The sequence below is a fragment of the Phycisphaeraceae bacterium genome, from assembly GCA_019636655.1.
GTDB lineage: Bacteria > Planctomycetota > Phycisphaerae > Phycisphaerales > UBA1924 > JAHBXB01.
Window position 1 is genome coordinate 195,663 of record JAHBXB010000005.1, and the last position, 26,521, is coordinate 222,183.

At 66.7% G+C, this 26,521-nt stretch carries 23 protein-coding genes; 6 read left to right on the plus strand and 17 right to left on the minus strand.

The annotated features are described in order from the left end of the window. Positions 1 to 13: 13 nt before the first annotated feature. From KF745_13820 to KF745_13835, 4 genes are all read right to left on the minus strand, one after another. The gene (locus KF745_13820) at positions 14 to 478 is read right to left on the minus strand and encodes a hypothetical protein (protein MBX3359493.1); all 465 of its coding nucleotides are present in this window, start codon (positions 476 to 478) and stop codon (positions 14 to 16) included. A gap of 54 nt (positions 479 to 532) precedes the next feature. Further along, complete coding sequence (locus tag KF745_13825) at positions 533 to 2,068, minus strand: class II fumarate hydratase (GenBank protein MBX3359494.1); 1,536 nt, start codon at positions 2,066 to 2,068, stop codon at positions 533 to 535. 18 nt (positions 2,069 to 2,086) lie between these two features. Beyond that, positions 2,087 to 2,965: an MCE family protein gene (locus KF745_13830; protein ID MBX3359495.1), complete on the minus strand. Its 879-nt coding sequence runs from the start codon at positions 2,963 to 2,965 to the stop codon at positions 2,087 to 2,089. Positions 2,966 to 3,036: 71 nt separating this feature from the next. Then, entirely contained in the window at positions 3,037 to 3,651 is a 615-nt protein-coding gene (locus KF745_13835) for a paraquat-inducible protein A (GenBank protein MBX3359496.1), read from the minus strand. Positions 3,652 to 3,726: 75 nt separating this feature from the next. Here KF745_13835 and KF745_13840 point away from each other — a divergent pair, with 75 nt between their 5' ends. Genes KF745_13840 through KF745_13855 form a run of 4 tightly spaced genes read left to right on the plus strand, consistent with a single transcriptional unit; the run spans position 3,727 to position 9,776 of the window. Further along, entirely contained in the window at positions 3,727 to 4,932 is a 1,206-nt protein-coding gene (locus KF745_13840) for an HD domain-containing protein (protein ID MBX3359497.1), read from the plus strand. Then, entirely contained in the window at positions 4,929 to 8,231 is a 3,303-nt protein-coding gene (locus tag KF745_13845) for a response regulator (GenBank protein MBX3359498.1), read from the plus strand. The genes KF745_13840 and KF745_13845 overlap by 4 nt, the downstream gene beginning before the upstream one ends. Beyond that, positions 8,215 to 8,562: an Hpt domain-containing protein gene (locus tag KF745_13850; GenBank protein ID MBX3359499.1), complete on the plus strand. Its 348-nt coding sequence runs from the start codon at positions 8,215 to 8,217 to the stop codon at positions 8,560 to 8,562. Before KF745_13845 ends, KF745_13850 begins: the two co-directional genes overlap by 17 nt. Before the next feature lie 2 nt (positions 8,563 to 8,564). After that, on the plus strand, positions 8,565 to 9,776 hold the full coding sequence (locus tag KF745_13855) for a SpoIIE family protein phosphatase (protein ID MBX3359500.1): 1,212 nt from the start codon (positions 8,565 to 8,567) through the stop codon (positions 9,774 to 9,776). A gap of 16 nt (positions 9,777 to 9,792) precedes the next feature. On the opposite strand, the gene KF745_13860 is transcribed toward KF745_13855, so the two are convergent. The 8 genes from KF745_13860 to KF745_13895 all read right to left on the minus strand — a co-directional run bounded on the left by KF745_13860 (position 9,793) and on the right by KF745_13895 (position 20,357). After that, complete coding sequence (locus tag KF745_13860; protein MBX3359501.1) at positions 9,793 to 10,767, minus strand: hypothetical protein; 975 nt, start codon at positions 10,765 to 10,767, stop codon at positions 9,793 to 9,795. Between the two features lie 83 nt (positions 10,768 to 10,850). Further along, on the minus strand, positions 10,851 to 11,801 hold the full coding sequence (locus tag KF745_13865) for an enoyl-CoA hydratase/isomerase family protein (protein MBX3359502.1): 951 nt from the start codon (positions 11,799 to 11,801) through the stop codon (positions 10,851 to 10,853). Between the two features lie 48 nt (positions 11,802 to 11,849). Beyond that, positions 11,850 to 12,608: an enoyl-CoA hydratase/isomerase family protein gene (locus tag KF745_13870; protein MBX3359503.1), complete on the minus strand. Its 759-nt coding sequence runs from the start codon at positions 12,606 to 12,608 to the stop codon at positions 11,850 to 11,852. Positions 12,609 to 12,631: 23 nt separating this feature from the next. Next, positions 12,632 to 13,375 carry an enoyl-CoA hydratase/isomerase family protein gene (locus KF745_13875; GenBank protein MBX3359504.1) on the minus strand — a complete coding sequence of 248 codons (744 nt, stop codon included), beginning with the start codon at positions 13,373 to 13,375 and terminating at the stop codon, positions 12,632 to 12,634. Next, complete coding sequence (locus tag KF745_13880; GenBank protein MBX3359505.1) at positions 13,372 to 14,316, minus strand: hydroxymethylglutaryl-CoA lyase; 945 nt, start codon at positions 14,314 to 14,316, stop codon at positions 13,372 to 13,374. Before KF745_13880 ends, KF745_13875 begins: the two co-directional genes overlap by 4 nt. Positions 14,317 to 14,355: 39 nt before the next feature. Next, complete coding sequence (gene argJ, locus KF745_13885; GenBank protein ID MBX3359506.1) at positions 14,356 to 15,639, minus strand: bifunctional glutamate N-acetyltransferase/amino-acid acetyltransferase ArgJ; 1,284 nt, start codon at positions 15,637 to 15,639, stop codon at positions 14,356 to 14,358. A gap of 79 nt (positions 15,640 to 15,718) precedes the next feature. Then, entirely contained in the window at positions 15,719 to 18,886 is a 3,168-nt protein-coding gene (locus tag KF745_13890) for a hypothetical protein (protein ID MBX3359507.1), read from the minus strand. A 109-nt stretch (positions 18,887 to 18,995) separates the two neighbouring features. Then, on the minus strand, positions 18,996 to 20,357 hold the full coding sequence (locus KF745_13895) for a homogentisate 1,2-dioxygenase (GenBank protein MBX3359508.1): 1,362 nt from the start codon (positions 20,355 to 20,357) through the stop codon (positions 18,996 to 18,998). 276 nt (positions 20,358 to 20,633) lie between these two features. Here KF745_13895 and KF745_13900 point away from each other — a divergent pair, with 276 nt between their 5' ends. Then, the gene (locus KF745_13900) at positions 20,634 to 21,266 is read left to right on the plus strand and encodes an ABC transporter ATP-binding protein (protein MBX3359509.1); all 633 of its coding nucleotides are present in this window, start codon (positions 20,634 to 20,636) and stop codon (positions 21,264 to 21,266) included. Between the two features lie 5 nt (positions 21,267 to 21,271). Here the strand turns inward: KF745_13900 and KF745_13905 are convergent, their stop codons facing one another. From KF745_13905 to KF745_13915, 3 genes are all read right to left on the minus strand, one after another. Continuing rightward, a complete protein-coding gene (locus KF745_13905) occupies positions 21,272 to 22,564 on the minus strand; it encodes a SpoIIE family protein phosphatase (protein ID MBX3359510.1) in 1,293 nt (430 codons plus the stop codon). A 69-nt stretch (positions 22,565 to 22,633) separates the two neighbouring features. Then, a complete protein-coding gene (locus KF745_13910) occupies positions 22,634 to 23,158 on the minus strand; it encodes a DUF192 domain-containing protein (GenBank protein ID MBX3359511.1) in 525 nt (174 codons plus the stop codon). Continuing rightward, positions 23,134 to 24,144, minus strand: a complete 1,011-nt coding sequence (locus tag KF745_13915; protein MBX3359512.1) for a hypothetical protein — start codon at positions 24,142 to 24,144, stop codon at positions 23,134 to 23,136. The genes KF745_13910 and KF745_13915 overlap by 25 nt, the downstream gene beginning before the upstream one ends. Before the next feature lie 71 nt (positions 24,145 to 24,215). On the opposite strand from KF745_13915, the gene KF745_13920 reads away from it, so the two are divergent. After that, on the plus strand, positions 24,216 to 24,545 hold the full coding sequence (locus KF745_13920; GenBank protein ID MBX3359513.1) for a 4a-hydroxytetrahydrobiopterin dehydratase: 330 nt from the start codon (positions 24,216 to 24,218) through the stop codon (positions 24,543 to 24,545). Positions 24,546 to 24,583: 38 nt separating this feature from the next. On the opposite strand, the gene KF745_13925 is transcribed toward KF745_13920, so the two are convergent. Then, the gene (locus KF745_13925) at positions 24,584 to 25,327 is read right to left on the minus strand and encodes an HNH endonuclease (GenBank protein MBX3359514.1); all 744 of its coding nucleotides are present in this window, start codon (positions 25,325 to 25,327) and stop codon (positions 24,584 to 24,586) included. 196 nt (positions 25,328 to 25,523) lie between these two features. Then, the gene (locus tag KF745_13930; protein MBX3359515.1) at positions 25,524 to 26,507 is read right to left on the minus strand and encodes a UbiA family prenyltransferase; all 984 of its coding nucleotides are present in this window, start codon (positions 26,505 to 26,507) and stop codon (positions 25,524 to 25,526) included. Positions 26,508 to 26,521: the final 14 nt, after the last annotated feature.

The window sequence follows — 26,521 nt, forward strand, 5'->3', positions numbered from 1 at the left end:
AGTGGTGCGGCCGCTATCGCGGCCTTGCCGCGAACCACCAGCACCAGGCGATGAGGATGGCCTGGAGGGGGATGCGGATAAGGAGGTAGGCGGGGCCCCAGGCGTGGCCGCCGAGGGGGATGTGGTTGATGGCGGCGTAGATGTTGAAGGGGAGGAAGCCGATGAGGAGGGCGATGAGGAAGAGGCCCGCCGCGGTGCGGGCGCGGGCGGGGAGGGTGGCGAGACCCGCGGCGATCTCGATGGGGCCGGTGAGGTAGATGATGGCGAGGCGGGTGGTGGGGGAGGCGAGGGGTCCGAGGGGCGGGATCATGTCGGACATCGCATCGGGCGTGATGAAGTGGCCGACGCCTGTGAAGCAGAAGACGAGCGAGAGGCCGATGCAGGCGCGGCGGGCGGGGTCGCGGCGGAGGGCGGGGACGGGGGCGAGGAGGATGTAGGGGAGTGTGAGGAGGGCGAGGATGATGAGGGGGGTGAGCATGCGGAAGAAGTCGGGGGACGCGTGCGCGTTCTTGCTTAGAAAGAAACGAGCGGATCAGCCGCCGGCGCTGCCCTCGCCGCCGGGGAGGGTCATGGACCAGGGGTCGAGGTATTGGTCGATGTGCTCGCGGGCGATGGTGTTGCCGGCGAGGTCCTTCTGGCCGACGACGGTGTCGTAGGCGTGCTGGCGGACGGTCTTGCCGTGCTTGTGGGCTTCCTTGGCGAGCGAGGCGGCCTTGTCGTAGCCGATGACGGGGACGAGGCTGGTGCACATGGCGAGGGAGCCCTCGATGAGTTCCTTGCAGCGGTTCTCATCGGGCTTGAGGTCGCGGAGCAGGTTGTCGGTGAAGACGAGGCAGGCGCGGGTGAGGAGGTGGGCGGAATCGAGGAGGTTGGCGGCCATCACGGGCATGGCGACGTTGAGGTCGAGGAGGGAGCCGATGCCGCCCCAGCCGCCGAGGGAGACCGCCGCGTCGTTGCCGGCGACCTGGCAGCAGACCATGATGACGGCTTCGCAGATGACGGGGTTGACCTTGCCGGGCATGATGCTGGAGCCGGGCTGGACGGCGGGGAGGATGAGTTCGCCGAAGCCGCAGCGGGGGCCGGAGCCGAGCCAGCGGATGTCGTTGGCGATCTTGCTGAGGCTGATGGCGAGGGTGCGCAGGTGGGCGGAGGTCTCGACGATGGCGTCCTTGGCGTGCTGGGCCTCGAAGTGGTTGGCGGCCTCGCGGAAGTGGACGGCGGAGCGGGAGGTGCCGGAGGAGCCGGCGGTCTGGTGCATGAGTTCGGCGGCGACCATGGCGCCGAAATCCTCGTGGGCGTTGATGCCGGTGCCGACGGCGGTGCCGCCAAGAGGGAGTTCGGAGAGGGTGTGCAGGGCGCGGTGGAGGCGCTCTTCGGCGTGGCGCATCTGGGAGGCGTAGCCGGAGAACTCCTGGCCGAGGCGGATGGGGGTGGCGTCCTGCAGGTGGGTGCGGCCGATCTTGACGACGGTGTCCCAGGCGCGGGCGTGGGTCTCGAGCTGCTCGGCGATGATGTTGACGGCGGGGAGGAGTTCGTGGGCGATCTGGAGCGATGCGGCGATGTGCATCGCGGTGGGGAAGGTGTCGTTGGAGGACTGGCCCATGTTGACGTGGTCGTTGGGGTGGACGCCGGGGGAGCCGGGGGCGGTCCACGCGGCGTCTTTGGAACTGCCGATGGGCTTATGGTGGCGGACGCAGACGAGGTTGGCGATGACCTCGTTGACGTTCATGTTGGTGGAGGTGCCCGAGCCGGTCTGGAAGATGTCGATGGGGAAGTGCTTGGCGAGGCCGCCGAGGGCGGGGAGGCCCTCCTTGATCTCGTGGCAGGCCTCGATGATGGCGTTGGCCTTGACCTGGGGGAGGCGGCCGAGGCGGTGGTTGATGGCGGCGCAGGCGGCCTTGAGGATGGCGTAGGCCTTGATGATGCGGTCGGGGACCGGGCGGCCGGAGATGGGGAAGTTGAGGACAGCGCGCTGGGTGGAGGCGCCGTAGAGAACGTCACCGGGGACTTCCATGGCGCCCATGGTGTCCTTCTCGGTCCGGGTGGCGGGGTGGGCGGGGGTGGTCATGCCGCAGTGTAGATCGGGCTAGGGCCGGGCGGGTTCGGGCGGCGGGATGACGCTGGGGATCGCGAGGTTGGGAGACCACTTGGCGGCGTCGTCGACGGGGTCGCGTTCGACGTCGAAGGCGTGGCCGGACTTGACGACGGGGCCCGGGTTGTTGGGGGTTGCGAAGGCGATGCCGCCGGCGAGGACGGTGGCGAGGGACTCGGCTTTGAGTTTGAGGCCGCCCATGAGGCCGACGTCGAGGGCGATGCCGGAGGCGTTCCAGAATCGCGTGTTGGCGCGGACGAGGTGGGCGTACTCGGGCTGGATGCGGCCGATGATCTCGATGGTGCGGGCGTCGTCGGAGAGGGCGATGGAGACGACGGTACCGACGGGGACCTCGCGGTAGGTGATGGGCGACCCGCCGCGGATGGAGCCGAGGGCGGGGGCGCGGAGGAGCAGGGAGAGGCCCGGCCCGGAGAGGGTGGGGCGGACGACGGGGGGGGATTCGACGGTGGTGACCGTCGGGTTCGAATCGGCGGGGAGGTCGGCGGCGACGTAGCGGGGGCCGATGAGTGTCTCGAGGCCGGCGATGCGGGTGAGGGAGAGTTCGGGACGGACGATCCAGAAGCGGCCGCCCCAGGCGAGTTCGGAGGCGTCGCGGCTGAGTTCGATGTCGACGCTGATGCGGTTGTGGGCGGGATCGATCGAGACCTCGGCGACGCGGCCGACGCGGACGCCGCGGTAGACGACGGGGTCGTTGGCGGAGATGCCGTGGCCCTGCTCGAACTGGAGTGTGAGGCGAGGGCCGCGCTGGGACCAGGACTGGAACGCGAGGATGGCGGCGAGGATGAGCGCGGCGAGGGGGATGAGCCACGCCGGTGAGATGGGGCGGCGGCGGGTGACCTTGGCGGTGGGCACGCTGACTGGGAGATCGGGCGCGGGATCGCCGGGATGTGGAGGCGGAGGGGGGGTGGGGGGGTCGGCGGGGGTCATTCGGACTGGTCCTCCCAGATCGCCGCGGGATCGAAGGCGGCGGAGGCGAGCATGCTGAGGATCACGACACCGGCGAAGGCGACGATGCCGGGGCCGGGGGTGACGTCGACCCAGGAGCCGAGCTTGACGGCGGCGACGAGGATGGCGACAAGCAGGACGTCGATCATGCCCCAGCGGCCGAGCCAGTCGACGATGCGGTAGGTGACGGCCTGGTGGCGGCGTTCGAGGAAGCGGTCCCGCCCGCAGAGCAGGAGCATGGCGATGAGTTTACCGGGCGGGATGATGACGGAGCAGACGAGGACGATGAGGCCGACGGCGATGTGGCCGTCGGAGAGCAGTTCGACGACGCCCTGCCAGATGGTGGTCTCCCGCGCGTGCCCGAGCTTGTGGAGGACGAGGACGGGGAGGGCCATGGCGACGGGGAAGAGGATGAGCGCCGCGAGCGAGAACGCCGCGGGCCATGCGAGGGAGCGGACGCGGGAGTCCGAGCGGACCCTGGACCGGCAGCGGGAGCAGCGGGCCTCGTAGCCGTGGGCGCAGATGGGGATGCGTTGGAGGAGCCCGCACGAATGGCAGGTGCGGAGCGGGAGTGTGGGCTGGGCGGTGCGCATCGGCGCACAATTGTACGGAATTCGGGGTCTGGGGATTCGTGCGGGGGTTTGTGAGCGCCTGCTACCATTGCTCCATTGGGCACCCAGGAGCGGACCAACGATGATCGTGCGGATGTTCCCGAGACACGAATCTGCTTCGAGAGTCGTTGCGTGATCGGGGGTCCCGCCAACCCGGGCGGCGGCCCGGTGGTTCTTCTCGTGGACGACCAGCCGATTTTCGGCAAGTCGATCGGCCACCTCATGGCGAGGGAGGCGGATATCGAGTTTTACTACTGCCGGAGTGCCGCCGACATCCCGAAGATGGTCGAGGCGCACCGCCCGACGGTGATTCTCCAGGACCTCGTCATGCCCGATGCCGATGGCCTTGACCTCATCGGGGCCTACCGCGAGCACGAGGCGACGCGGCAGACGCCTCTGGTTGTCCTCAGTTCCGACGAGGAGCCGCGCACCAAGGCGGAGGCGTTCCGGCGCGGCGCGAACGATTACATGGTCAAACCGCCGGAGCGGATCGAACTCATCGCGCGGGTCCGGTACCACGATCGGGCGTACCGCCTGATACTGCGGGCTGAGGCGCTCCACGACGCCGAGACCCAGCGGCTGCGCGCCGAGCGTCAGGCGGATGCGCTCCGCTCGCGGAACACGCTCATTTTCGCCCTGGCCAAGCTCGCGGAGAGCCGCGACACCGACACGGGCGAGCACCTCGAGCGCATCGCCGCGTACTGCCGGGTGCTCGCAGAGCAACTCCGTGTCCGCTTTGGCCTGACCGACGGGTGGATCCGCAATCTTCAACTTGCGTCGTCGCTGCACGACATCGGCAAGGTGGGTATCCCCGACGCCGTGCTGCTCAAGCCCGGGCGGCTCACGCCGGAGGAGCGGCGCATCATCGAGCGTCACCCGGAGATCGGCGCCGTGGCGCTGGACGCCATTCTCGCCCAGGACCGACCGGACGATCTCCTGATGATGGCCCGCAACATCGCGGCGTCGCATCACGAGCGATGGGATGGCGCCGGGTATCCGCGCGGCCTTGCCGGGGGTGACATTCCGCTGGAAGCGCGTATCGTCAGCGTGGCCGATGTCTACGACGCGCTGACCACGAAGCGTGTCTACAAGCCGGCGCTCGGGCACGGGGAGGCGGTCGGCATGATCAGCGGTGGGCGCGGCACGCAGTTTGATCCCGAGATCGTTGACGCGCTGCTCGCTTGTGAGGCGGTCTTTCAACACGCCGCGCCGCTTCTCCACGGGGAGGGACCGATCGATCAGCGGACCGGGGACGTGCCATGAGTATTTCGCGACGGCTTGTCATTCTCGTGGTTGTCCCGCTTCTGGCGACGCTGGCGCTGGCGGTGCTCGCGTTCCGCAAGACCGAGGCCCTGGAGCTGCGGACGCGTGAACTGGCCCAGACCCAGATCGAGAGTCTTGCCACCATCGAGCGGTTCTCATCCATCTTCAGCGTCCACCGCCTCCAGCTCCGTCGTTGCGTTACCTCCAATGACTCCGCCGCCTGCGCCGAGTGCCGGGCCGATCTCAGTGCGAACGCGTCGGATCTCGAGTCGCTCTTCACGCGGTACGCGCAGGATCTTGTCAGCAACGAAGAGGACGCGCAGATCTTCGCTCGTGTCCACGATCTCAGCGACCAATGGATCTCGGGCGCTCACGCGGTGCTTGCGGAGTACGACGCCGGTCGTCGCAGCGAGGCCGTCCTTCGGTACGAGGACGAGGTCGTCCCACTGGCCGAGCGGCTCGCCGCGATGACGAAGCAGTGGGCGGATGTGAACGTTCGCGTCGGGCGAGACCTGGGGGCCGAGGTGCTGGCCGCGTTTCGGCGAGCCCGCGTGGTCGCTATTTCCGCGGGCGCGGCGGCGCTGCTGCTGACGGGGATCATCGGTGTTGCGGTGGTCCGCAGCATTACGCGCCCGCTCGCGCGACTCAGCGGGGCCCTGGGAACGCTGGCCAAGGGAGATTTTGAGGCGCCGGTCCCGTTCACATCATCCGGCGACGAGATCGGCGGCTTGGCGAGGGGGATCGACGTGCTCCGTGTGGGCGCGGCCGAGGCGGAGCGGCAGCGATGGGTCAAGGCGGGCGTCGCGCGGGTCGCCGGCTCGGTGCAGTCCGCCGAGACGCTGGAGGGGTTCGGTCAACGCCTGCTCTCCGAGCTGACGCCGCTGCTCGGCGGCGGCGTGTCGGCGTTGCACATCGTCGACGCGCAGACGGGGGTCCTCCGTCGCGTCGCCGGCTTTGGCCTGGCCCGGTCGGGCCCGGCGGAGCTGGGACTTGGCGAGGGCCTCGCCGGTCAGTGCGTGGTTGAGCGAGCCGCCGTGACGCTGTCGGGGCTCCCGCCGGAGTACCTCCATGTGGAATCCGGACTCGGCGGCGCACCGCCGACGCACGCCTCCGCCTTCCCGCTCCTGGTGCAGCAGACGCCGCTTGGTGTGCTCGAGTTCGCCTCGTTCCAGGCTCCGACCGAGGCCCACCGGGCGCTCCTCGACGAGTTGCTGCCGGTTGTCGCCCTCAGCCTAGACGTGCTCCAGCGGGGCCTGCGGACGGGGGAGCTGCTCGATGCCACGCGGCGACAGGCCGATGAGCTCCGCGCCAGCGAGGAGCAGTTCCGCACGCTCCTCGAGGCGGTTCCCGATGCGCTGATCATCACCGACGAGGAGGGGCGCATCATCCTCGTCAACAGGCAGGCCGAGCAACTCCTTGGCTACTCCCGCGACGAGATGCTCGGCCGGGCTGTGGAGATGCTGGTCCCGGAGCGGGTCCGCGCCGCTCACCCGGCCATGCGTCGCAGCTACCACGAGTCGGCGGGCGTCCGACCGATGGGCTCCGGCATGGAGCTCGCCGCGGTCCGCAAGGACGGCTCCGAGTTTCCCGTCGAGATCAGTCTCAGTCCGCTGCGCATCCCCGGTCGGGCCGGCCTGTGCGTCTGCAGCTCGATGCGGGACATCACGGAGCGCCGGAAGGCTGAGATCGAGATCCGCGAGGCGAAGGCGAAAGCGGAGGCGGCCACCGCCGCCAAGAGCGCGTTTCTCGCCAATATGAGCCATGAGATCCGTACCCCGATGAACGGCATCATGGGGATGACGGATCTTGCGCTGGACACGGATCTGACCCCGGAGCAGCGAGACTGCCTCACGACGGTCAAGTCGTCCGCGGATGCGCTGCTCAACCTCATCAACGACATCCTCGATTTTTCCAAGATCGAGGCCGGACGCATCGAGCTCGACCCGGGCGATTTCCTGCTGCGCGATGCCCTGAGCGACACCCTGAATCCGCTGGCGCTGCGCGCCAGCAGCAAGGGCGTCGAGCTCGCCTACGACGTGCCGAGCGATGTCCCCGATGCCGTGATCGGCGACGTCTACCGCCTCCGGCAGATCATCGTGAACCTCGTTGGCAACGCTATCAAGTTCACTGACCAGGGCGAGGTCGTGGTCGGCGTGCGGGTGGTCGAGCGGTCGGGCGATGACGTCACGCTCGAGTTTGCGGTCCGGGACACCGGGATCGGTATCGCCCCCGACGCGGCCGCCCGGCTGTTCAAGCCGTTCGAGCAGGCCGAGTCATCAACGACCCGAAAGTACGGCGGCACCGGCCTGGGCCTGGCGATCTCCCGCCAGCTTGCCGAGCTCATGGGGGGGTCTATCCGGTTCGACAGCACGCCGGGAGTCGGGAGCACGTTCACGTTCACCGCCCGGTTCAAGATCGGTGTGGACCGCCCTTCCACAACGCACGAGGACGCCGCGCGTCTGTTCAAAGGCAAGACGGCGTTGATCGTGGACGACAACGAGACCAACCGCCGCATCGTCTCCGCGATGCTGGGCCAGTGGGGGTTGCGATCGGTCGCGACAGACTCGGGCGCCTCGGCGCTCGCGGCGATCGACCGCCTGGGCAACGCCGGTCAGCCGGTGTCGCTGATCATCACAGATCTCCACATGCCCGAGATGGACGGCTTCGGTCTTGCGAAGGCTGTGAGGTCGCGATCCGCCGGCGGGGACCTTCCGATTCTGCTGCTTACCTCGTCGGCTTCTCCGGGCGACAACGCCCGCTGCGCGGAGCTGGGCATCGCGGTTCGCCTGCTCAAGCCGGTCAAGCAGTCGCTTCTGCTGGACAACCTGATGCGCATCCTCTCGGGAGCTACTCGGCTCGATTCCGAGCAGGCAAGGCCCGCCGCGGCGCAGCACGGCGACGTGCCTCCTCTTCGGATCCTGCTGGCGGAGGACAACGCGGTGAACCAGAAGTTCGCCGTGCGGTTGCTGACGAGGGCCGGTCACAGCATCGTGCTGGCGGAGACTGGCCGCCGGGCCGTCGAGCAATGGGGCGAGAACCCGTTCGATCTGATCCTGATGGACCTGCAGATGCCGGAGATGGACGGCCTTGATGCGACGCGGGAGATCCGCGCCCGCGAGGCGGGAGCCGGCGGGCGCATCCCGATCATCGCGATGACCGCGAACGCCATGAAGGGGGATCGCGAGATGTGCATCGATGCCGGCATGGATGGCTATGTCGCCAAGCCTGTCAAGAAGGAATCGCTCTTCGCCGAGATTGCCCGCGTCATGAAGGGAGCTGCAGATGGCAATCGAGTTTGATGAGGCGGAACTTCTGGATCGGATCGACGGCGACATCGCGTTTCTGGCCGAGACGGTCGGGATGCTCGCGACCGACGGGCGGGCACTCATGGAGGACGTTTTCCGTGCCGCCGTCGCGGGGGACGGCGCGGCGCTCGGCCGGTCGGCGCACGCCCTCAAGGGCATGATCTCGAACTTCTGCGCGCCGAAGACGCAGGGGCTGGCGTTCGAGCTCGAGCGGATGGGCAAGAGCGGCGATCTCGGCGCGGCTCCGGAGATCGTGCGGCGGCTGCAGGAGCGGCTTGCAGCGCTCACCGGGGAGCTGGGCGAGTTCGTCAAGGCGAGGTCGTAGTCGTGCGCATCCTGATCGCCGAGGACGAGCGCATCACGCGGGCCTCGCTGGTTCGCCAACTCGAGAGTTGGGGCCACACCGTCGCGGCTGCTGAGGACGGCGAGCAGGCGTGGGAGCGATTCTCTGCGGACGACCGGGAGGATGTGGTCGATGTTGTGATCACCGACTGGGAGATGCCGCGGCTCTCCGGCCTCGAACTGATCCGGCGCATCAGGGCTCGAGCCGGGGCGAGGTTCGTTTACATCATCATGCTTACCGGCCGCACCGACAAGGCCGACGTGGTGAGCGGCATCGAGGCTGGCGCCGACGACTTTGTCGCCAAGCCTTTCGACCGGGATGAGCTCCGCGTCCGGCTGCTTGCCGGTGAGCGGATGGTCCGCCTGGAGCGCACGCTCAGCCTCCAGAATGATCAGCTCCGGCAGGCCGGTGAGCGCATGAGGTATGACCTGGAGGCCGCCTCGAGGGTGCAGCGAGCGATGCTCCCGCGGGATGACGTCACGACCCCGGCAGTCCGCACCGCGTGGCGGTACGTTCCCACCGATGCACTCGCCGGCGATGCGGTGGGCCTGCACCTTGTTGCTGACCGCTACCTTGTCGCCTACGTTGCGGACGTCAGCGGTCACGGCGTCCCGGCCGCGCTGCTGTCGGTGACCGCCATGCACGCGCTGGTGCCGGTACCCGAAGAGACATCTCTCCTGCGGGACCTGTCCGGGCAGGGTCCCTTCGGCACGGTGCGATGCCCCGGCCTGGTGGCGACGGAGATGAACCGCCGGTTCCGTGCCGGTGATAGCGACGGCCGCTACCTGACGATGATCCTGTGCATGCTGGACACGTACACCGGACGGCTGCGGTACACCAGCGCCGGTCATCCGCCTCCGGTCGTGCTGCGGGCGGGGTCTGCTATCCCGATCCCCGACGCCGGCGGTGTTCCCATCGCGATCCTTGATGACGAGCGGTATGACGATGCCGGTGTGGACCTTCGCCCGGGGGATCGCATCTGCCTGTTTTCTGACGGGCTGCTGGAGCAGGACGGCCCGCAGCGAGGGCAGTTCGGGAACGCCCGGCTCATCTCCCTCCTTGCTTCGCTCCGCGGCTGCGAGCCGCACGAGGCCGTTGACCGAGTGGTGGCGGGCCTCGCCGAGTGGGCGGGTGGACCGGCGTTCACCGATGATGTGTCGATCGTCGCGATCGACTGGATGGGACCACCGTCGTGATTGGGATGGGCGACCCTTAGGGGTGATCGGGCGCCGGTTCGATCGGCGGGATTGAGGGTGCGGGCGTGCGGGCGAGGTCGGCCTCCGCGGCGATGCGGCCGAAGCCGATCCAGTCCGTCTCGGCGGTGATGCGGCGAAGCAGGTGCTGGCTGCCGGCGGCGTCGCCATCCTCCGCGCGCTTTGCGGCGATGCCATACGCGGCACCGCCGTTGAGCGTCGCGCCGGGGGCTTCGGGGAGGAGGTCCGATTCGGGGATCAGGCCCTTGTAGTAGAGGCAGAGTTTGAAGTAGGTCTGGTTCTCGATGACCTTGAGGTCGGGATTGACCGCTTCGAGCAGCGCGGCGGCCTCGTCGTGATGACCGGTGCGGCGGAGGCAGTGGTAACGCCAGTGGGTGGTGGAGACGAGCATGTCGTCGTTGTAGCCGGCGAGACCCTCCCGGCGCGCGAAGACGCGATCGGACTCGGCGAACTTGCCCTGGAGGTAGAGGACCAGGCCGAGGTGGTAGTCGATGCTGGATTTGTCGGTGCTGACGGGGGTGTTGGCGTCGTTGGGAGCGCCGTCGGGTTCGACCGTGTCGGCGGCGTCGGCGACGAGTTCGGCGCCGCGGCGGAGATCGGCCTCGGCGAGGGCGAACTGGCGGGTGGTGATGTAGCGGTGGCCGCGGTGGCGGAGGAGGCGGTAGCTGTCGGGGTGGATCTGGAGGCCCTTGGAGAAGACCTCGATCGCGGCGGTGAAGTCGCCGAGGTAGCCGAGGCGGCGGCCGTACCAGATGATGGCGGCCTCATCGCGCGGGTTGGCGTCGTACGCGGCTTTGGCGGCGGAGAGATCGGCCTCAAGTGCCGCGCGGCGGTCGGGAGGGATGGAGAGCGGGGGGAGTGGCTCGCCGGTGAGGGTGCGGATGGGGGTTGGGTCGGTGGGTTGTGCGGAGATCGGGGTGCAGACGAGAAAGGGGATGAGGATGATCGTGGCGAGGCGGGCGGCGATGTCCATGCCGAAGCGTATGTGGATTCGCCGAACCTCGATACGGCAGGCGCGGAAGCTTCAGTTGCCTAGAGCACAGTCACCGTCAATATCTAAGTTCTTGGTGCGATGGCTTTGTCAAAGAATGCCTTGATCGCAGCCTTGCCGTCCGGCGTCGATCTCAGCCGGATCAGTTCCCGGCGCTCGCAGTCCAGGCATCCCTGCCACCCGTGCTCCAAGCCGGCACGCACCGCCCCAAGCACCGCCCGTGTTGCCTGAGTTGGAGGTAGGGTTTCCTCCAGCTGGAACATCGCGGCTGTCGCCGCGGGTTTTTGCTTGGGTCGTCCAATCCATCGTGACGGGGCGCCATCACGGGTGGGCTCCCCGGTCGGTGACTCTCGCCGAGCCCCGATCCATGCCTTTGCGGTCGCCAGGAGTGTGTCGGGGCTTGGCGACACGGCGTCAAACAGACCCGCGGCGGCCGCGGCGTCAAACATCATGGGCTTTCCCTCGGCGGTCCGCCGGATCCCCTCGCCCGGCTCGATCCGCGCAGGGAGCAGGTTTGTTCCGCCCCACCCCGGGCAGATCGAGAGACTGGCCTCGGGCAGCCCGATCGGGTAAGGCTTGCCCGGCGCGCCATCCTTTGCGGGCGGGGGTGCCCCGATCAGGGCGTCGCAGTGCATCGCCAGCTCCAACCCGCCCCCGAGCGCCGCCCCGTTGATTGCCGCGGCGGTCGGGAAGGGCAGGTCACAGATCATGCCGAACACGCGCTGCCCGTAGGCCAGATACTTGTCGAGTTGATCATCCGTCAACCCGCTGATGCTTTTGAGGTCGGCGCCGGCGATAAAGACTCGCTCGCTGGTCGAGGCAACTACCAGCCCGGTCACTCCACCCATCCGTCGGACTTCGTTCAGCGTCGATTCGAGCCGCTGGATGAGCGGGTGATCGAGCACCACGACGGGCTGTCCCGGCATCCCGACTCGAATCGTGACGCAGCCGGCCAGCGTCCCCGCATCCCGTGAAGTGGACTCATCACGCTCGATCTGCAGCAGGTCCGTGCTCATGGAGGCTCCCGTGGAGTTTGGGTGAACCGCCGAGTATACGACCGGGCTCTATGGAGAGAGCCTCCGACGAAGTGACTCTTGAGCTTCTGGAAGCAGCAGTACCGAGGCCGACAACTCGGCCCCGCGCCGCACCGCGGCCTCGTCCATCGATCCGTCCAGGTCGTTCAGCAGGGCCTTTGTGGCCCGGAGCGCCGCGGGGCCTCCCGACGACAGGCGTGCAACAAGCTCGTCGGTTCGCGCATCGAGCGCTTCGCGGCTGTCGACCACGTCCGTCACGATCCCCAGCTCAAATGCCTCTCTCCCGGAGAGCAAGCCGCCGCCGAGCAGCACCCGCCGCGCCCGCCCGGCGCCGATGCGACGGACGAGCCACGGCGCTACGACCGCCGGACACACACCCAGATCAACCTCGGGAAACCCCATCTTCGAATCGGCGTGGGTCACCGCAAAGTCGCAGACGCACGCTAGGCCGCACCCACCGCCGATCGCGGCTCCGTTCACCTTGGCCACCACGACCATCGCAAGACGCCGGATTTTGAGCGTCAGATCGGCGAGCGACGACAGCAACTGCAGCGGGGCGTGCGGATCACCCAGGACCTGCTTGAGATCCATGCCTGCGCAGAACGCCTTGCCGGCACCTGTGAGCACAAGGACGGTGAGGTCCTTGCGAGAGGATGCAGTATCGATGCAGGAGTGAAGGCCGGCGAGGAGTTCGATCGACAACGCGTTGCGCAGGTCGGGTCGGTTGAGCGACAGGATCGACGCGGAGGGAATAGTGGGGTGGTTGTCGAGGGTCGCGAGTGCGGTCATGGTGACTCTGTGGGGGTTGACGGCTAGGGCTTGCTCCATAGAGCCTCAAGCCGTGCGTGCTGTTCATCACTCCCGACAAGGCCAAGCGAGGCACCGAGCGCCGAGTCGAGTATGGCGCCATCGTCGAGGCCATCGAGTTCATTGAGCCACTTCTTTGTAGCACGAACGCCCGAGGCTGGCTTGCCCGCCAACTCTTGCGCGATCGCCATGGCACGAGACAAAACTTCGTCCGCTGCGGCGGTGCACTCGTGAGCCAGACCGATGCGGCGAGCCTCAACCCCGTCAATGAGGGCCGAATCAAGCAACCTCGCGCGCGAAGCCCCATCTCCGGCCATCAGCCGCAGTGTTGGCGCCGAAACCGCCGGGCTGATGCCCAGGCGGACGACCGGGTAGCCGAGCTTGGCCTGCGCGTTGGTCACGACCACGTCGCATCCGCCGAGCAGCGCACACCCGCCGGCGATCGCTGCGCCGTGCGCCGCCGCGACCACCGGCTGCGGCGCGCGGCGAAGTGATCGGACAGCGAAGGAGAGCCCCGAAAGGAGAGACTCAAGGACCGTGTCGTCCCCGCGGCAGAGCGTCAGGTCAAAGCCGGCACAGAACGCCTCGCCTTCCCCGGTGAGAACAATGGCACGGACCTCTGTGGACCTCGCCGCCGACTCGATCGCCTCGACGAGCAACTCCAGCATCCGCGGTGTCATTGCGTTCCGTTTCGCCGCACGATCAAGTGCGATCGTGGCGATGCCCGCGTTGTGGCTGGTGCGGATCATGCGGGCACCTCGTCGTTGCCCGGTTGCGCGGACGTCCGGGCTCGAGCCACGATCTCTTGCGCGTACCGCGCCGCGTCGCCGAGCCGATCGTACTTCACGCCGGTCTCGAAGCCCGCCTCGTGAACGGTCTTCACGAGAAGTTCGGTCGAGACGTTCCCCGGGGCCCGCTTCTGAGGCGTGGAGGCGTACGGGCACCCGCCCAGGCCCGCAACAGACCCGTCAAACGACCGAATCCCCATCTCTAGTGCCGTTCGCACGCATTCGCCGGCACGCCCGAATGTGTCATGCAGGTGCAGTGTGGTTGTCACGGAGCCATCTTTGAGTGGGACCCAGCGGTTGCATTCACGCAGCAGGGCCGCGGTGCTCTCGCGAGTTCCCGCTCCGATTGTGTCGCCAAGGTCAATCTCATCGACCCCCAAATCGGCCAGCCGCCGCGAGACGTCGGCTACGGCGGAAGGCTTGATCGATCCCTCGAACGGGCACGCGATCGCGCAGGACACGTATCCGCGGATTCCAAGGCCAGCCGTGCGCGCCATCGAGATCACCGGCAGAAATCGCTCCAGTGTCTCTGCAATCGTCGCGTTCGTATTGCGCTTCGAGAACGTCTCCGAAGCAGCCGTGAAGACAGACACCCTGCTGATGAGAGAGCGCCCCGTACTCTCGTTTGTCTCGAGGACTCCGCGCATGCCCCGTTCGTTGGGAACAAGCGCCGAGAAGGCGGGCGCACTATCGAATCGAGCCAACAGCCGGCAGACATCCGCGGCGTCCCCCAGTTGCGGCACCCACTTGGGGCTCACAAAGCTCGTCACCTCAATCTCATCAACACCGGTGGCGCCCAGCAGTTCGATCAGCCGCACCTTCTCCGCCGTCGGGATCACACCGGGCTCGTTCTGCAGGCCGTCCCGAGGAGACACATCGGTGATTCGTACACGTTCGGCCATCCTCGGCTCGCTTTGGCTGCATCCCACCCAGTCGCCAGATCAGGTTGTGTATTCGGCGTTGATCTTTACGTAGTCGGCCGATAGGTCGCAGCCCATCATCCACGCGTGGCCGTCGCCATCGCCGACAGTCAGCGTCATGGTCACGGGGTCGGCGCTCATCGCCATCCGGAGCTTCTGATCACTCTTATCCACCCCTGTGGGAAGTCCATGCCGGTACACCTCGACACCGCCGATGGAGAGCGACCCCTCGCGGGCATCGAAGCGGACTCCGGCGTTCCCGGCCGCGGTCACGACGCGTCCCCAGTTCGGGTCCTTGCCGTGAACCGCACATTTTACCAGCGGCGAGTCGACCACCGCCCGGGCCATCCGCTCGGCGTCCTCGTTGTTCGGCGCACCGCGCACTTCGACTCGGAACACACGCGTCGCCCCCTCGCCATCCCGGACGATCTTCCACGCCAGTTCCTCGCACAGCGAGTGCAGAGCGAGCCGGAACGCGTGGTATTCGGGCATGTCCTCGTGCAGCGCGGGCACCGGCGCGGCGCCGCTCGACATGGCGATCACGGTGTCCGAGCACGATGGGTGGGCATCGACGCTGATCCGGTCGAACGAGTTCCGAGCCGACCCCTCCAGGGCCCTCTGCAGCGCCCAGTGTCCGATGGGCGCATCGGTCGAGATAAAAGCGAGCATCGTCGCCTGCGGCGGCAACGGCCGCCCTGCCCGGTCCAGCCGGGGCGCAATCATCCCGGAACCCTTCGCAATCGCACCGATGTGCACCGTGTGCCCCCGGATCTCGACCTCGCGGTGCGATGACTTTGCGACCAAGTCGGTCGTCATGATGGCCTGCGCCGCCGCGACGTCCGCCCTCTCGCCGCGACCAAGGGATTGGACCAGTCCGGGCACTGCCCCGACGATCCTGTCTACCGGCAGTCGACGACCGATGACCCCGGTCGAACTCGGGAGCACCTCGTCGCTCCTGCAGGAAAGCGCCGAAGCCACGGCGTCCATGCACAACTCTGCGTCGCGCACCCCATCTTCGCCTGTAGCCGCGTTGGCCGCCCCCGCGTTCACCAGGATCGCGCGAAGCCCTCGTCCAGTCACGGATTGTCCGGATCGCCAGCGCCTGCCGATCTCGATCGGTGCGCCCACGATGGCGTTGGTCGTGAACACCGCCGCGGCGGACCGCCCGGCCTCGATCGCGTGCGTGCCCGAATCCCGTCCCTCGGCGCCGTCACAAACGATCAGCGTCAGATCCGGCTTGCCCGATGGCTTCAGCCCTGCCGCCACAGCTGCTGCCCTGAATCCCAATGGTCGGGTGATCGACACGTGGACACTCCGTCCCCCAACCCCCGCCAGCGTGGGGAGCGTAGCGCCCGATCAGGCACCGCCCCGCACGGGACTGCGGCTATCGGCTCAGCCCCTCCCCGCCGCCGCGTGGCTGACTGGCAGGGAGCCCGAGGGGTTCGAACACGATTCCGAAGGATGTCTGGTCCGCGATGCCGTCGTAGGTCACTGTGGCGCCGAGCGTCAGTCCGGGGAATTTTCGGCGCACGGCGACCGTGAGCGTCTGCAACGTCCCGGCGTCCGTGTCGTACTCGGCGTTGGCCCCGATGATGTACTTGCGGGTCAGCTCGTATTGCCCGCCGAAACCGATAATCGTGCTGTCGCGAGAGTTGATGAACCGTCCCTCAACGTACGCACGAAACTCCGGCACATGGCTGAACTCCAGACCGGTAACCATGTACGACTGCTGGTTCAGATCGAAGTCGTAGACATCTTTGAACGTGAGTGCCACCGCATCGGTCGGCTGCCACATCGCGCTGAGGTTCCCGAAGTTGCCGAGGTTCGAGTACTCCGGTCGGTACTCGAAGAATCGTCCGATCGGCGAGATGGACTCGGTGTCCGACGTGACCAGCGTGGCGTCGATCCCGAGTTTGAACACATCCACATTCCGCCACCGCCCCTCGCCGCCCCGCTGGGTCTGCCACGTCTGGTCCACACCGAACCTGACGGCCGTCCCCTGCGCGATCTGCTCGACATCGGCGTCGTACACCGGCAGGAACTCGCTGTCGAGGTTCGTCCCGGCGCTCCAGAACGTGATGTTCGGCTCGATCATGTGCCGGATGCGGTGCAGGTCGAACGTTACCGACTCGACATCGTCGTCCACGCGGTAGAACGAGGTTGATGCCTTGACGCCTGCAGCGCCCCACCAGCGGGTGTCGTCCGTTGCCTCGGCCGACAACGTCTCGAACCCACCGCTGTAGCTCGTGAGCCGGCCCGTTGCAAACGGGACGACTTTCACAGGCCCCAAGTCTGCCACGAGCTTGAGTTCCTGGCGGGTGTCGAGGCGAGTAACGCCCGCCTGGTTGTACCCCTGCGCCGCGAGGGCATCCGCGGGGGACTGGTTCGGGTTCAACCCGAGGGCCGCCTGCGAGAGCTGCGTCGTGGTGAACCCCAGTTGCGAGGCGGTCGGCTTGGTGAAGTTCAGCGACATCCCCGAGACGCGGTACTCCGATGAGTAGGAGAGCAGCCCGGGGGCGAGGGCCCCGAGCAGGTCGTCGCCGTATCGCGAGTAGAACCCCTCGGGCGTCTTGTTCACGCTGTATCCCTGGCTCTGCAGGAGGTACTCGTTGGGCGTGAAGTCGATCAGTTCGCCCTGTGCGTACACCGAGAACACGCTGTTGTCGTCGGTGCGGCGTACATCGATCAGGTTCGTAAACTCAAGGTGCTCCTCCGCTGCCTCGCGGAAGTACGCAGGCAAGAACGTCGGATCAGAGACGTACGACCCGGTCAGCAGCACCGACCAGTTCTCATCGATCGCCCACCGGTGGTCGGCCCACACCACGCCGCGGGTTGTGCCGTCCTGATCGATCCGGGCGCCGGATGGGAGCACGTCTGTGCCGTTGTCATCAATCAGCGTGTACGCGAACACTCCGCCCGCGGCCCGCTCGGTATCCCATCGGGTATCGGTCCCGATCGCCGCACCCGCGTCGAAGTAGCCATCAACAAGAAGTTTCGAATCCAGTCCCGCCGGGGTCTCGAGCCCCAGCAGCGAGAACGTGTTCCACGTGGTCGAGATGTACGGACCCATTCCGCCCATGTTCCCGACCGCCGCGCCCACGAGTGGAATCTGCTCGATCTCTCCCTTGATGTGCGGCCAGTAGAAGAATGGGAGCGGTCCCGCGCGGAGGGTGATGTCCTTCGCGTCCAGAAGCGTGACGGTTTCCGACCCGCCGCCACCGCCCGGTCCGCCCTCCGTCCCATCGTCGCCTCCGCCGGCGACAGCCCGCGTCTCGCGCGTGATCGTCACGCTTCCCGCGCCCATCGAGAACGTCGGGTCGGTGAATGACGTCGTGGAAAGCACGGCGCCGTCAGCGGTGAACACCCGGCCCGCCTCCTGCCGCACCGCCTTGGCCCGCACGTAGAGCGGAAGCCCCCGCTTCGAGTCGTACGTCCAGAACACCGCGTCCACCGCAACGCCGATGTTGGTTGTTACGTCGTAATAGATCCGCGGTGACCTGAGCGTGTACTGCCCGCTCTTGGGGCTGCGCGAAGTCGCGACTACATCTCCCTCGACGTAGACCCCTCGCACGTCCTCTGGCTTGAATCGGACCAGATCCTTGAGCGGCCCGGGTTTCAGGAAGAGCACCGCGCGCTCGGCGCTGATCATCAGGTCCTGGTGGCTTGCGCGATCGGTGTAATGCACGGTTGCGCCGCCCGTCACGATCAGCGCATCGTCCTCTGCTCCGGTCACGAGCACCGGTTCCTTGCCCGAGACCGTGAACAATCCGGATGCGGCGAAGATCGGCTCCAGCCGGCGCTCGGGCGCCAGTTGGGATTCGGCCGGCACTCCGGGTTCCGGGGGAGTCCGAGTTGTCTGGGGTTCGTAGGGGCGAGTGAGTCCGGGTTTCATCGGCCCATCCCCCGCCGCGGACTCCCACATCGCGGCGCCGGTCGCCTCGGCCACGGTGACGTCGCCGGCGGGTACCGGGGTGAGTCCCCTTGCCCCCGCAATGTCGCGGAGGTAGTTCGCCAACCGCCGTTCCGCCTCGGCCACGAACGGGTCTGCTCGCCTGCCTCGACGCAGCAGATCGACTTTCATCGATAGCTGCCCAGAAAGCGTTCCGGTCACCAGCAGGCGATCTCCCGATTGCGACACCCCCGCTTCGCCCACCGGATCGCCAACCCGGTCGAAGAACACGGCGACCTGCCGGATTGGCTGCTGCGGATCGCTGCCGGTCGTACCGATGGTCTCGATCCAGACGACCGCCCTCGCTGCGTTGAATCGGTACACCCCGAGACTGACGGTGACATCACCCGAAAGCAGTAACCGGGTCGTCGGCCGTCCGCCGACCTCGCCCTCGTCCACCCACGTGGACCCGACCGCGCCAGTAAGGACGATATCGCCCTGTTGAACGTTTCCGCCGATCTCGATCCCCGAGAAGGTCCGCCCGGTGATCGAAGGCGGGGCCGGTCGCGTGCCGCTCTGGTCCGTGCTCTCGCCAATCGTCGACCCGGCGCAAGCGGTTACCACCGCGGCCGCGCCGAACCACCCCAGCCATCGAGATCTCAAGCCGCAACCGTGCATCCGTCCCGTCCGTGGGGCCTCCGTTGCCGCGCGGGGCAAAGCGCGACGGGGCGGATGCTATCGGATCTTCGCTAAGCCCACAACCGCGATGGCGTTACGGCGCCCAGACGTTTGACTCCGGGCGGTGCTCCTGCACCTCGACCGGTCCGTTTCCAGGGGCCTTCCCACCGGTCTGTGCAGTCGAAGCACCGTTGAGGTGGACGCTGCCAGCCGACAGCCCGGGGAAGTGCTCCCCCTGCCACGACTTGGGATAGTTCGTGTCGTCCATCTCCAATGCTGCTTTGGTCGGGAAGAGCGGCCGGAAGGTGTCGCACATGACGGCCAGTTCGCCCGTGTAGGTCGCGGACAGCGACGCCTCGATCGTGCCCGGGTGCGGGCCGTGGGGGATTCCCTGCGGGTGGGCTGTCAAAGACCCGACTTCGATTCCCTTCCGGCTCCCGAAGTTGCCCTCGACATAGTAGAGCACCTCATCGCTGTCCAGGTTGCTGTGGTTGTACGGAACCTTGATCGCGTTCGGGTGCCAGTCCAGCATCCGCGGGCAGAACGAGCAGATCACGAAGTTGTGCGCCTCGAACGTTTGATGAATGGGCGGCGGCATGTGCAGCTTGCCCGTGATCGGGGCGAAGTCGTCGATGTTGAAGATGTACGGGTAGTAGCACCCGTCCCACCCGACCACGTCCAGCGGGTGGTAGTGGTAGGTGTACGAATGCACCAGGTTCCTCGCCTTGATCCGTACTTCGAACTCTCCCTTCTCATCCCATGTCAGCGGCGGTTCCGGCAGCCGCAGGTCACGTTCGCAGTAGGGTGCATGCTCCAGGAACTGACTCGTCTGCTTCGAGACATACCGCGGCGGCGGGCCGATGTGCGAACCGTTCACGGTCTCGATGAGCAGGAACTTTCCGTAGGGAACCTGCTCGATCGAGGGTCCCCCGTCGAGGGGGTTCCCGTCGGCGCCATTGGCCCGGTGCTCGAACTCGAACTTGTAGATAACCCCCTTGGGGATCACGATGTAGTCCTTGGGCCCGAACTTCAGCGTTCCCATCATCGTGTGGCAAACGCCCCGTCCGAAGTGCACGAAGAAGCACTCGTCTCCCTGACCGTTCTTGAAGTGGTAACCCATTTGCTCGGCCGGGTTGCACACCGCCATCTCGCAGTCCGCGTTTCCGAACAGCACGACCCGGCCAGTGACCGGGTCGCCCTTGGGGGGCATCGCTTTTCCCCCGGTCTTGACGTGCCGCATCCGCATCACATCGCGCTCGACGTACTCGACCGCTGTCGAGTACTGCTTGGTCCAGCCGTACACCTGTGTCGGTGGGTGGATGTGGTACATCGTCGACGTCGGACCCGAAAACCCTTCTGTGCCGAACAGCTCCTCGGAGTACAGGCACCCGTCCGGCCTGCGGAACTGCACATGGCGCTTCCTGGGCAGCAGCCCGAGTTTTGTGTAATACGGCATCGCAATCCTCCCGGATGCGGGGCGCCTCGGTATCGACCCGGGCGGTCCCTCGTACAACGATACGCCGTCGACGCGGCCCGCCGCATGGTGGACCCACCTACCCCTGATTCCTGCGACCAAGAATCGATTGACCGGTTAACATCCGCGATGACCGTTGGCGTCCAGAGCAAATCCGTGGCAGACCGGGCCGAAGTTGACCCGTCGGGTGCGGCACGCGCCATCGTTGCCCAGCTCTGCGGATTGACGAAGACGTACTTCAAGTCCGACGGCACCGTCATGGTCGAAGCCCTCAAGGGCATCGACTTGAGCATCCCGCGGGGCCAATACGTAGCGGTCATGGGCGCTTCGGGCTCGGGCAAGAGCACCCTCATGAACGTGCTGGGCTGCCTCGACCGGCCGACCACCGGCCAATACCTCCTCGACGGCGAAGATTGTGCTCAGATGGAGGATGAACCCCTCTCCGCATTCCGCGGCCGCAAGATCGGGTTCGTCTTCCAGGCCTTCAACCTGATCCCGGAGTTGACGATCGAGGAGAATGTTGAGGTGCCACTGTTCTACCAGGGCGTCCGTCAACGGGAGCGGCGGGCCCGCACCCTGGAGACGCTCGCGCTGGTGGGGCTGGACAACCGCGTCGGCCACCGACCGAGCGAGTTGTCGGGTGGACAGCAGCAGCGGGTTGCAATCGCTCGCGCGCTCGTCACCCGGCCGGTGGTTCTGATGGCGGATGAGCCCACCGGCAATCTCGACAGCACCACTGGGGAGGCCATCCTCCAGGTCATCGAGGGGTTGCATCGGCAGGGGATGACGATTGTGATGGTGACCCACGACGATCGGATCAGCAAGCGGTGCGAGCGGGTGGTCAGGCTGCGGGACGGCCTCTTGGAGAGCGACCTGCTCACCCGCGGCTAAGCTGTCTACGCGGCGATGGCGGGCCCGGCGGCGGCTTCGGCCTGTTTCAGGCTCAGCGCCAGCAGCGTGATGTCGTCCCCTTGGTGGAACGATCCGGACCGGCGATCGAGCACGTGGGCTACCCGGTCGAGGGACTCGGCCAAGGCCTCGGGCCCCGATCCCCGGCACCTCGCGATGAAGGGGGCGCACAACTCCGCATCGGGTGCGTCGAGGAACGCCTGAGGCTCATCACGAGAAGGCGAGTTGACGCCGTCGGAGTGAATAACCAGCGATTCTCCGGGGGCGAGTCGAATGGTCGCCTGCTCGTACACGGAATCGTCCATGATGCCCAGGAGCATTCCGCTCAGGTCGATGCGTTCAACGCCCCGTGCGCCGATCCGCAGAGGCGAGGGGTGCCCGGCGGAAGCAAGCGTGACCGTCTGGTCGTGCGTGTCCATGACTCCGCATACAGCAGAAACGAACCGGGCCGGGCCGGCCCGGGCGGCACACAGCGCCGCGTTCAGCCGCGTCAGCACATCGGCGGGCGAGACGATGCGGTGTCCCGAGGAATCGGCCTGGTGGAATGACAGGTGCGCCGCGATGAACAGGGTCATGAGCGCCGCAGGAAGGCCGTGGCCCATGGCGTCCGCGACGTAGAACCCAATCCGGCGATCGTCCAGCCGGGCAATATCGTAGATGTCGCCGGACACAAACCCGGCAGGGCGGAACAGCACGCCCGCGTCGAGCCCCTCGATCACCGGGAGCGATTTTGGAAGGAACTCGCGCTGCACATGGGCGGCGAGCATCAACTCGTCGTTGAGGCGCTCGATCTCGGCGGAAATGCCCCCCTCGAGCGATTGTGCCAGCCGGCACTGCACCTGCATGGCCCGCACTGAAGGCTGACGCCCGATCACGGCCGCGAGCGTTGCGGCGATAATCGCCGGGTCCTCGTCTGTTGCGAGGACAGACAAGTTGGCTGATCGCAGCCTGGTCGTGGCCCCGCTGGGGTGGTCGGCCAGGACGAGGGCGGGTGTCAGGACATCGTGAAGTTCCGCGGCAAGCCGGTCCATCAGCACCGGCTTGGTCATCGGTGAGGGGAAGATGATGGCGGCCGAGAACGCCCGCCAGATCGATTCAGGCTCGACGGGTGGGTTCGAGGCTGTAAGCGGGTGCAACGGAACGAACTGGGCGGTTGGCCGCGGGCAGTGGGGGGGCCAGTGAGCGAGAATCGTGTGAAGCAGGTCCGCCGCCCGGGCTTCCCCGTCGGTGGGGGCGATAAGCGCAAGAGCCGGGATATTCGCGGATGCGTGAAGCGGCATTGGTCCGTCCGTGGCGGAGGCAGCCGCCGACAGGCGGAACGCCGAGGAGCCTCCTGAAACCCGATCGGCCTACTTCGCCCGCTTCTTGAGGCCCTCGTGGTCGAACTGGACGAGATCGCCGGCCTTCACGCCCAGCCTCTTCACCATTCCGGCCTGGACCTCGATGGCAAACTGAGCTGCAAACCGGGAGGGATACCGCGGCATCCTGGCGTCGTACTGCTGCTCGGTCTCGTCGGGACCGCGCGGACGTTCCTTCTTCATCTCAGCCGTTGAAACAACCCGGCCAGAGGAGTCGAGGTACAGGATGTCCATGTCAACTTCGCAGTTCCCCATCCAGAACGCCTGCCGGTCGGGGAACGGGAATACAAAGATCATTCCCCCGTCGTCATCGATGTGGTCCCGGTGCATGAGGCCCTTCATCCGTGAGTCATTGTCAGCAACGATCTCAAGGAAGAACTTCTTGCCGGCGATCGTCGCGGGGGCCACGTCGGCTCCCGCCTTTTCGTCGCAGCCGGGCAGTATCGCCGCGGAACCGATGACCACGAGGATCATCATGGTCCGAAGCACGGTCAGCGGGCTTGTGAGACGAGCCATTGATCGTCCTCAGTAGTGAACGTCACGGGTGAGCGGGGAAGTCTAGACAATTCGAACGCCTGCATGAACTCCGCCGGGGAGACGCGAATCCGCTCGTTGCGAGGGGTGATGCCGGACCAGGCCGCCAGCAGGCCAACAACAGCGTCTCTCGGCACGTTCCGGGCACGGTAGTGATCGATTCGCGTGTCGCCGTGTCGCTTCGCCAGCCGGCGGCCATCGGGGCCCAGAACCAGCGGCAGGTGGGTGTACCGCGGCTCGGGCCGCAGCGAGAGCGCCCGGTAGAGCAGCAGTTGACGCGATGCGGAGTCCAGCAGATCGTCGGCCCGAATGACATCCGTGATGCCCTGCCGATGATCATCAACGACGACGGCCAACTGGTACGAGGGCTGGTCCCGCTTGGTCCAAAGGACGAAGTCGCCGATGCTGCTCGCTGGATCGTGCGACTGTGGACCTGCGAACGCGTCATCGAAGCGCACTCCCCCGTCCAGCACGACGAACCGCCAGTTGGCCCCCAGCCCGGCCTCGGGATCGGCGTTCGCTGCGGCCGCGGTGTTCACCGCGTCAAAGTCGAGCGGGCGCACATCAGGTCTGAGGCGGCTCGGGTACGGCGTGTCGTGGGTATCGCCACGGTTCGGCGCCGAGCCCGCCCGCTCGATCTCGGCCCGGGTGAGCGAGCAGGGGTACGCGAGCGACCCCGAAGCGAGCCGGCGCATCGCGTCCCGGTACGGCTCAAGATCATGCGACTGGACCATCACGGGCGTCGCCGCGTCAATCGGATCCCAATCGATCCCGAGCCACAACAGCGTCTCGATGATGCGCCCGGCCGCCTCAGGCTTGATCCGCGGCGTGTCGAGATCCTCGATCCGGAGCACCAGCCGCCATCCCAGCCGCCTTGCCATCGCCCACGTGATCAGGAATGTGCGGGCGTTACCCAGGTGCAGCGCACCGGTGGGCGACGGGGCAAGTCGTGTGGCTCTGTGTGTCACGCCGGGAAGACGATACACTCCTGCACGAGGAAACGGCCAGCCGGCGGGGCGGCTTTGGCGGAGGGCATGGATTGGAGAAGCTTAACGAGGCCCAGATCGAGGCAAAGGTGAACAGCCTTCCCGAATGGTCGACCACGGGCGAGACGATCCAGCGAACCTACGGGTTCGCGGGCTTTGTTGAGGCCATGCGGTTTGTCAATCAGGTGGCCGAGGCTGCCGAGGCGGCCAATCACCACCCTGATCTTCTGATCCGCTACAACAAAGTGACCATCACACTCAGCACCCATGACGTGGGCGGGCTCACGGACAAGGACTTCGCTCTGGCCGCGAAATGCGACGGCATGTTCACTCCAGCCGCGCCACCACCGGCTACGAGCCCCGCCAAGAAGAAGAAGGCCTAGGCAGCTCGGACGCCGCGGTCCTGTCCGGGCATATCAGCTCAGCCGAGTTCGACCGACCAGTATGCTTCGTCAAGGAACGCCTTCCACGACGCGTACCGCTCCTGTCCCAGTCGGAGTGTGATCAGTGGATTGCGGCGAGGCCGGATCGGCCTACGGATCAGCTTCATCGCGGCCTGGTCCGGGGTGCGGCCGCCCTTGCGAGCGTTGCACTTCACACAGGCACAGACAAGGTTGTCCCATGTGTCCCCGCCTCCCTGGGTCCTCGGAAGCACGTGATCGATTGACAGCTCCGCCGACGAGAACGAGTGCCCGCAATACTGGCACTGGTTGCGGTCTCGCGCGAACAGATTCCGTCGGTTGAGCTTGACGGATTGATCCGGGAGCCGATCGAAGCCCAGCAGGCGGATCACCCGCGGCACGGCGATGTGGAACCGAACCGTCTGGACCCAGTCGAACTTGATCGCCTGTTCATCCTGCATCGATCGCAGGAACTGCGACAGCTCCGACCACGACTCGAAGTCGTAGTTCTGGTAGCGGCCGTCATCGATGTGAATGACTTCGGCGAGGTTGCACGCCAGCATCGAGAAGGCACGCCGTGCTGAAATGACCCGAACCGCAACGAACAGCTTGTTGAGGACGAGCACTTTGCAATCGAGCCCCGAAGCGAGAACGCTGTTGGCGGCGATCGCGCCGCCGCGGTAGCCCGGCTCATCGATCGATGCGTCGGCACCATCAGTCGATCGATGCCGACCCTGACTTGCTCCGCGGTGCGAGGCGGACATTGGGCCCTCCAGAACCAGGGAAATCCCTCAAAAGACTAGTCGATGGAGGTCTTCCCGGCAACTCAATCAAGGGAGACGGGACCGCTTCGGGTTGCTGGTCGGCGCAGAAACGAGCGATTCTCCCGGCCAGCCAGTGTATTGCAGCGACCGAGAATCTGCCAAAGGGTGGCATCGTCCGCCCGGTGTCGTGGGGGGGTTACCGTCGGTATCCCATCGGGTGCTCCAGCATCGAATACAACTCCCGCAGCACGGTCATCCCAAGGAATCCCGCTGCGGCCAGCGAGCCGAGAATGAGCGCATCGGTCACGTGCCCGGTACCGAGGAGCCACGCCACGCCGTAGAGCGAGAGCCACAGCGTGCCATACCGCGTGATCTTCTCCGCCGCCCGCGGGTTCGACCCGTACGTTCGGACCTTCCGGTACGCCATGACTGCGAACAGCAGGGACAGCACCGCTGGACCCAGTGCCGCTCGCACCGGAACCCACTCGGGCCACACCCCCCCCGAGTTCCGGCAACGCAGCCACCCCGCGTACAGCATCACCGCCGACCAGAACAGCCAGCCAGCCGCTGCGGCCGCTACCGCCCTGCGGCTGATCGCCGGAACCTTCCGGGCGACCATGTGCACCAGTCCGGCCACGATCAGCGAATGGGTCATCACCAGCCAGACCGGCCACACGAACCGCAGGTTCAGGTTCGGGACAACCATCTGCCCCGAGTAGATCAGTCCGAGCACAACAAGCCCGACCGCCGGCACGAACCGCCCGGCGCCGTTGAAGAACAGGATTGCTCCCGACAGGAGCAGTGTGAGCAGAATGGCCTGCGTGCCCAGCAGCGTCGCACCGAGCACCGCAGACATCAGTGTGCACACAACCAATGAGACCGCCACGTGGGCACTCAGCCTGCCGCTTGGCAGCGGGCGCTCGGGGTGGATTGCCCGATCACGCTTGACATCCAGCAAGTCGTTCAGCGTCGCAGCGTACGCGAACAGGCCGAGGGCGTTGACCGCGCCCCCGAGCAGGAGGAGCCACAGCGGCGTCTCGGCCATGGCCCGCGTCCCCGGCTCTTGTGGTGTCCGCCACGACCACAGGATGACGAACCACACGTTTCCCACGGCTGCAAATGCGGTGGTCACCCTCGTCAGGTGGAGAATCGGTGCAAGCCGCAGGAGGGTCCGTCGCATGGCCGACAGCGTAC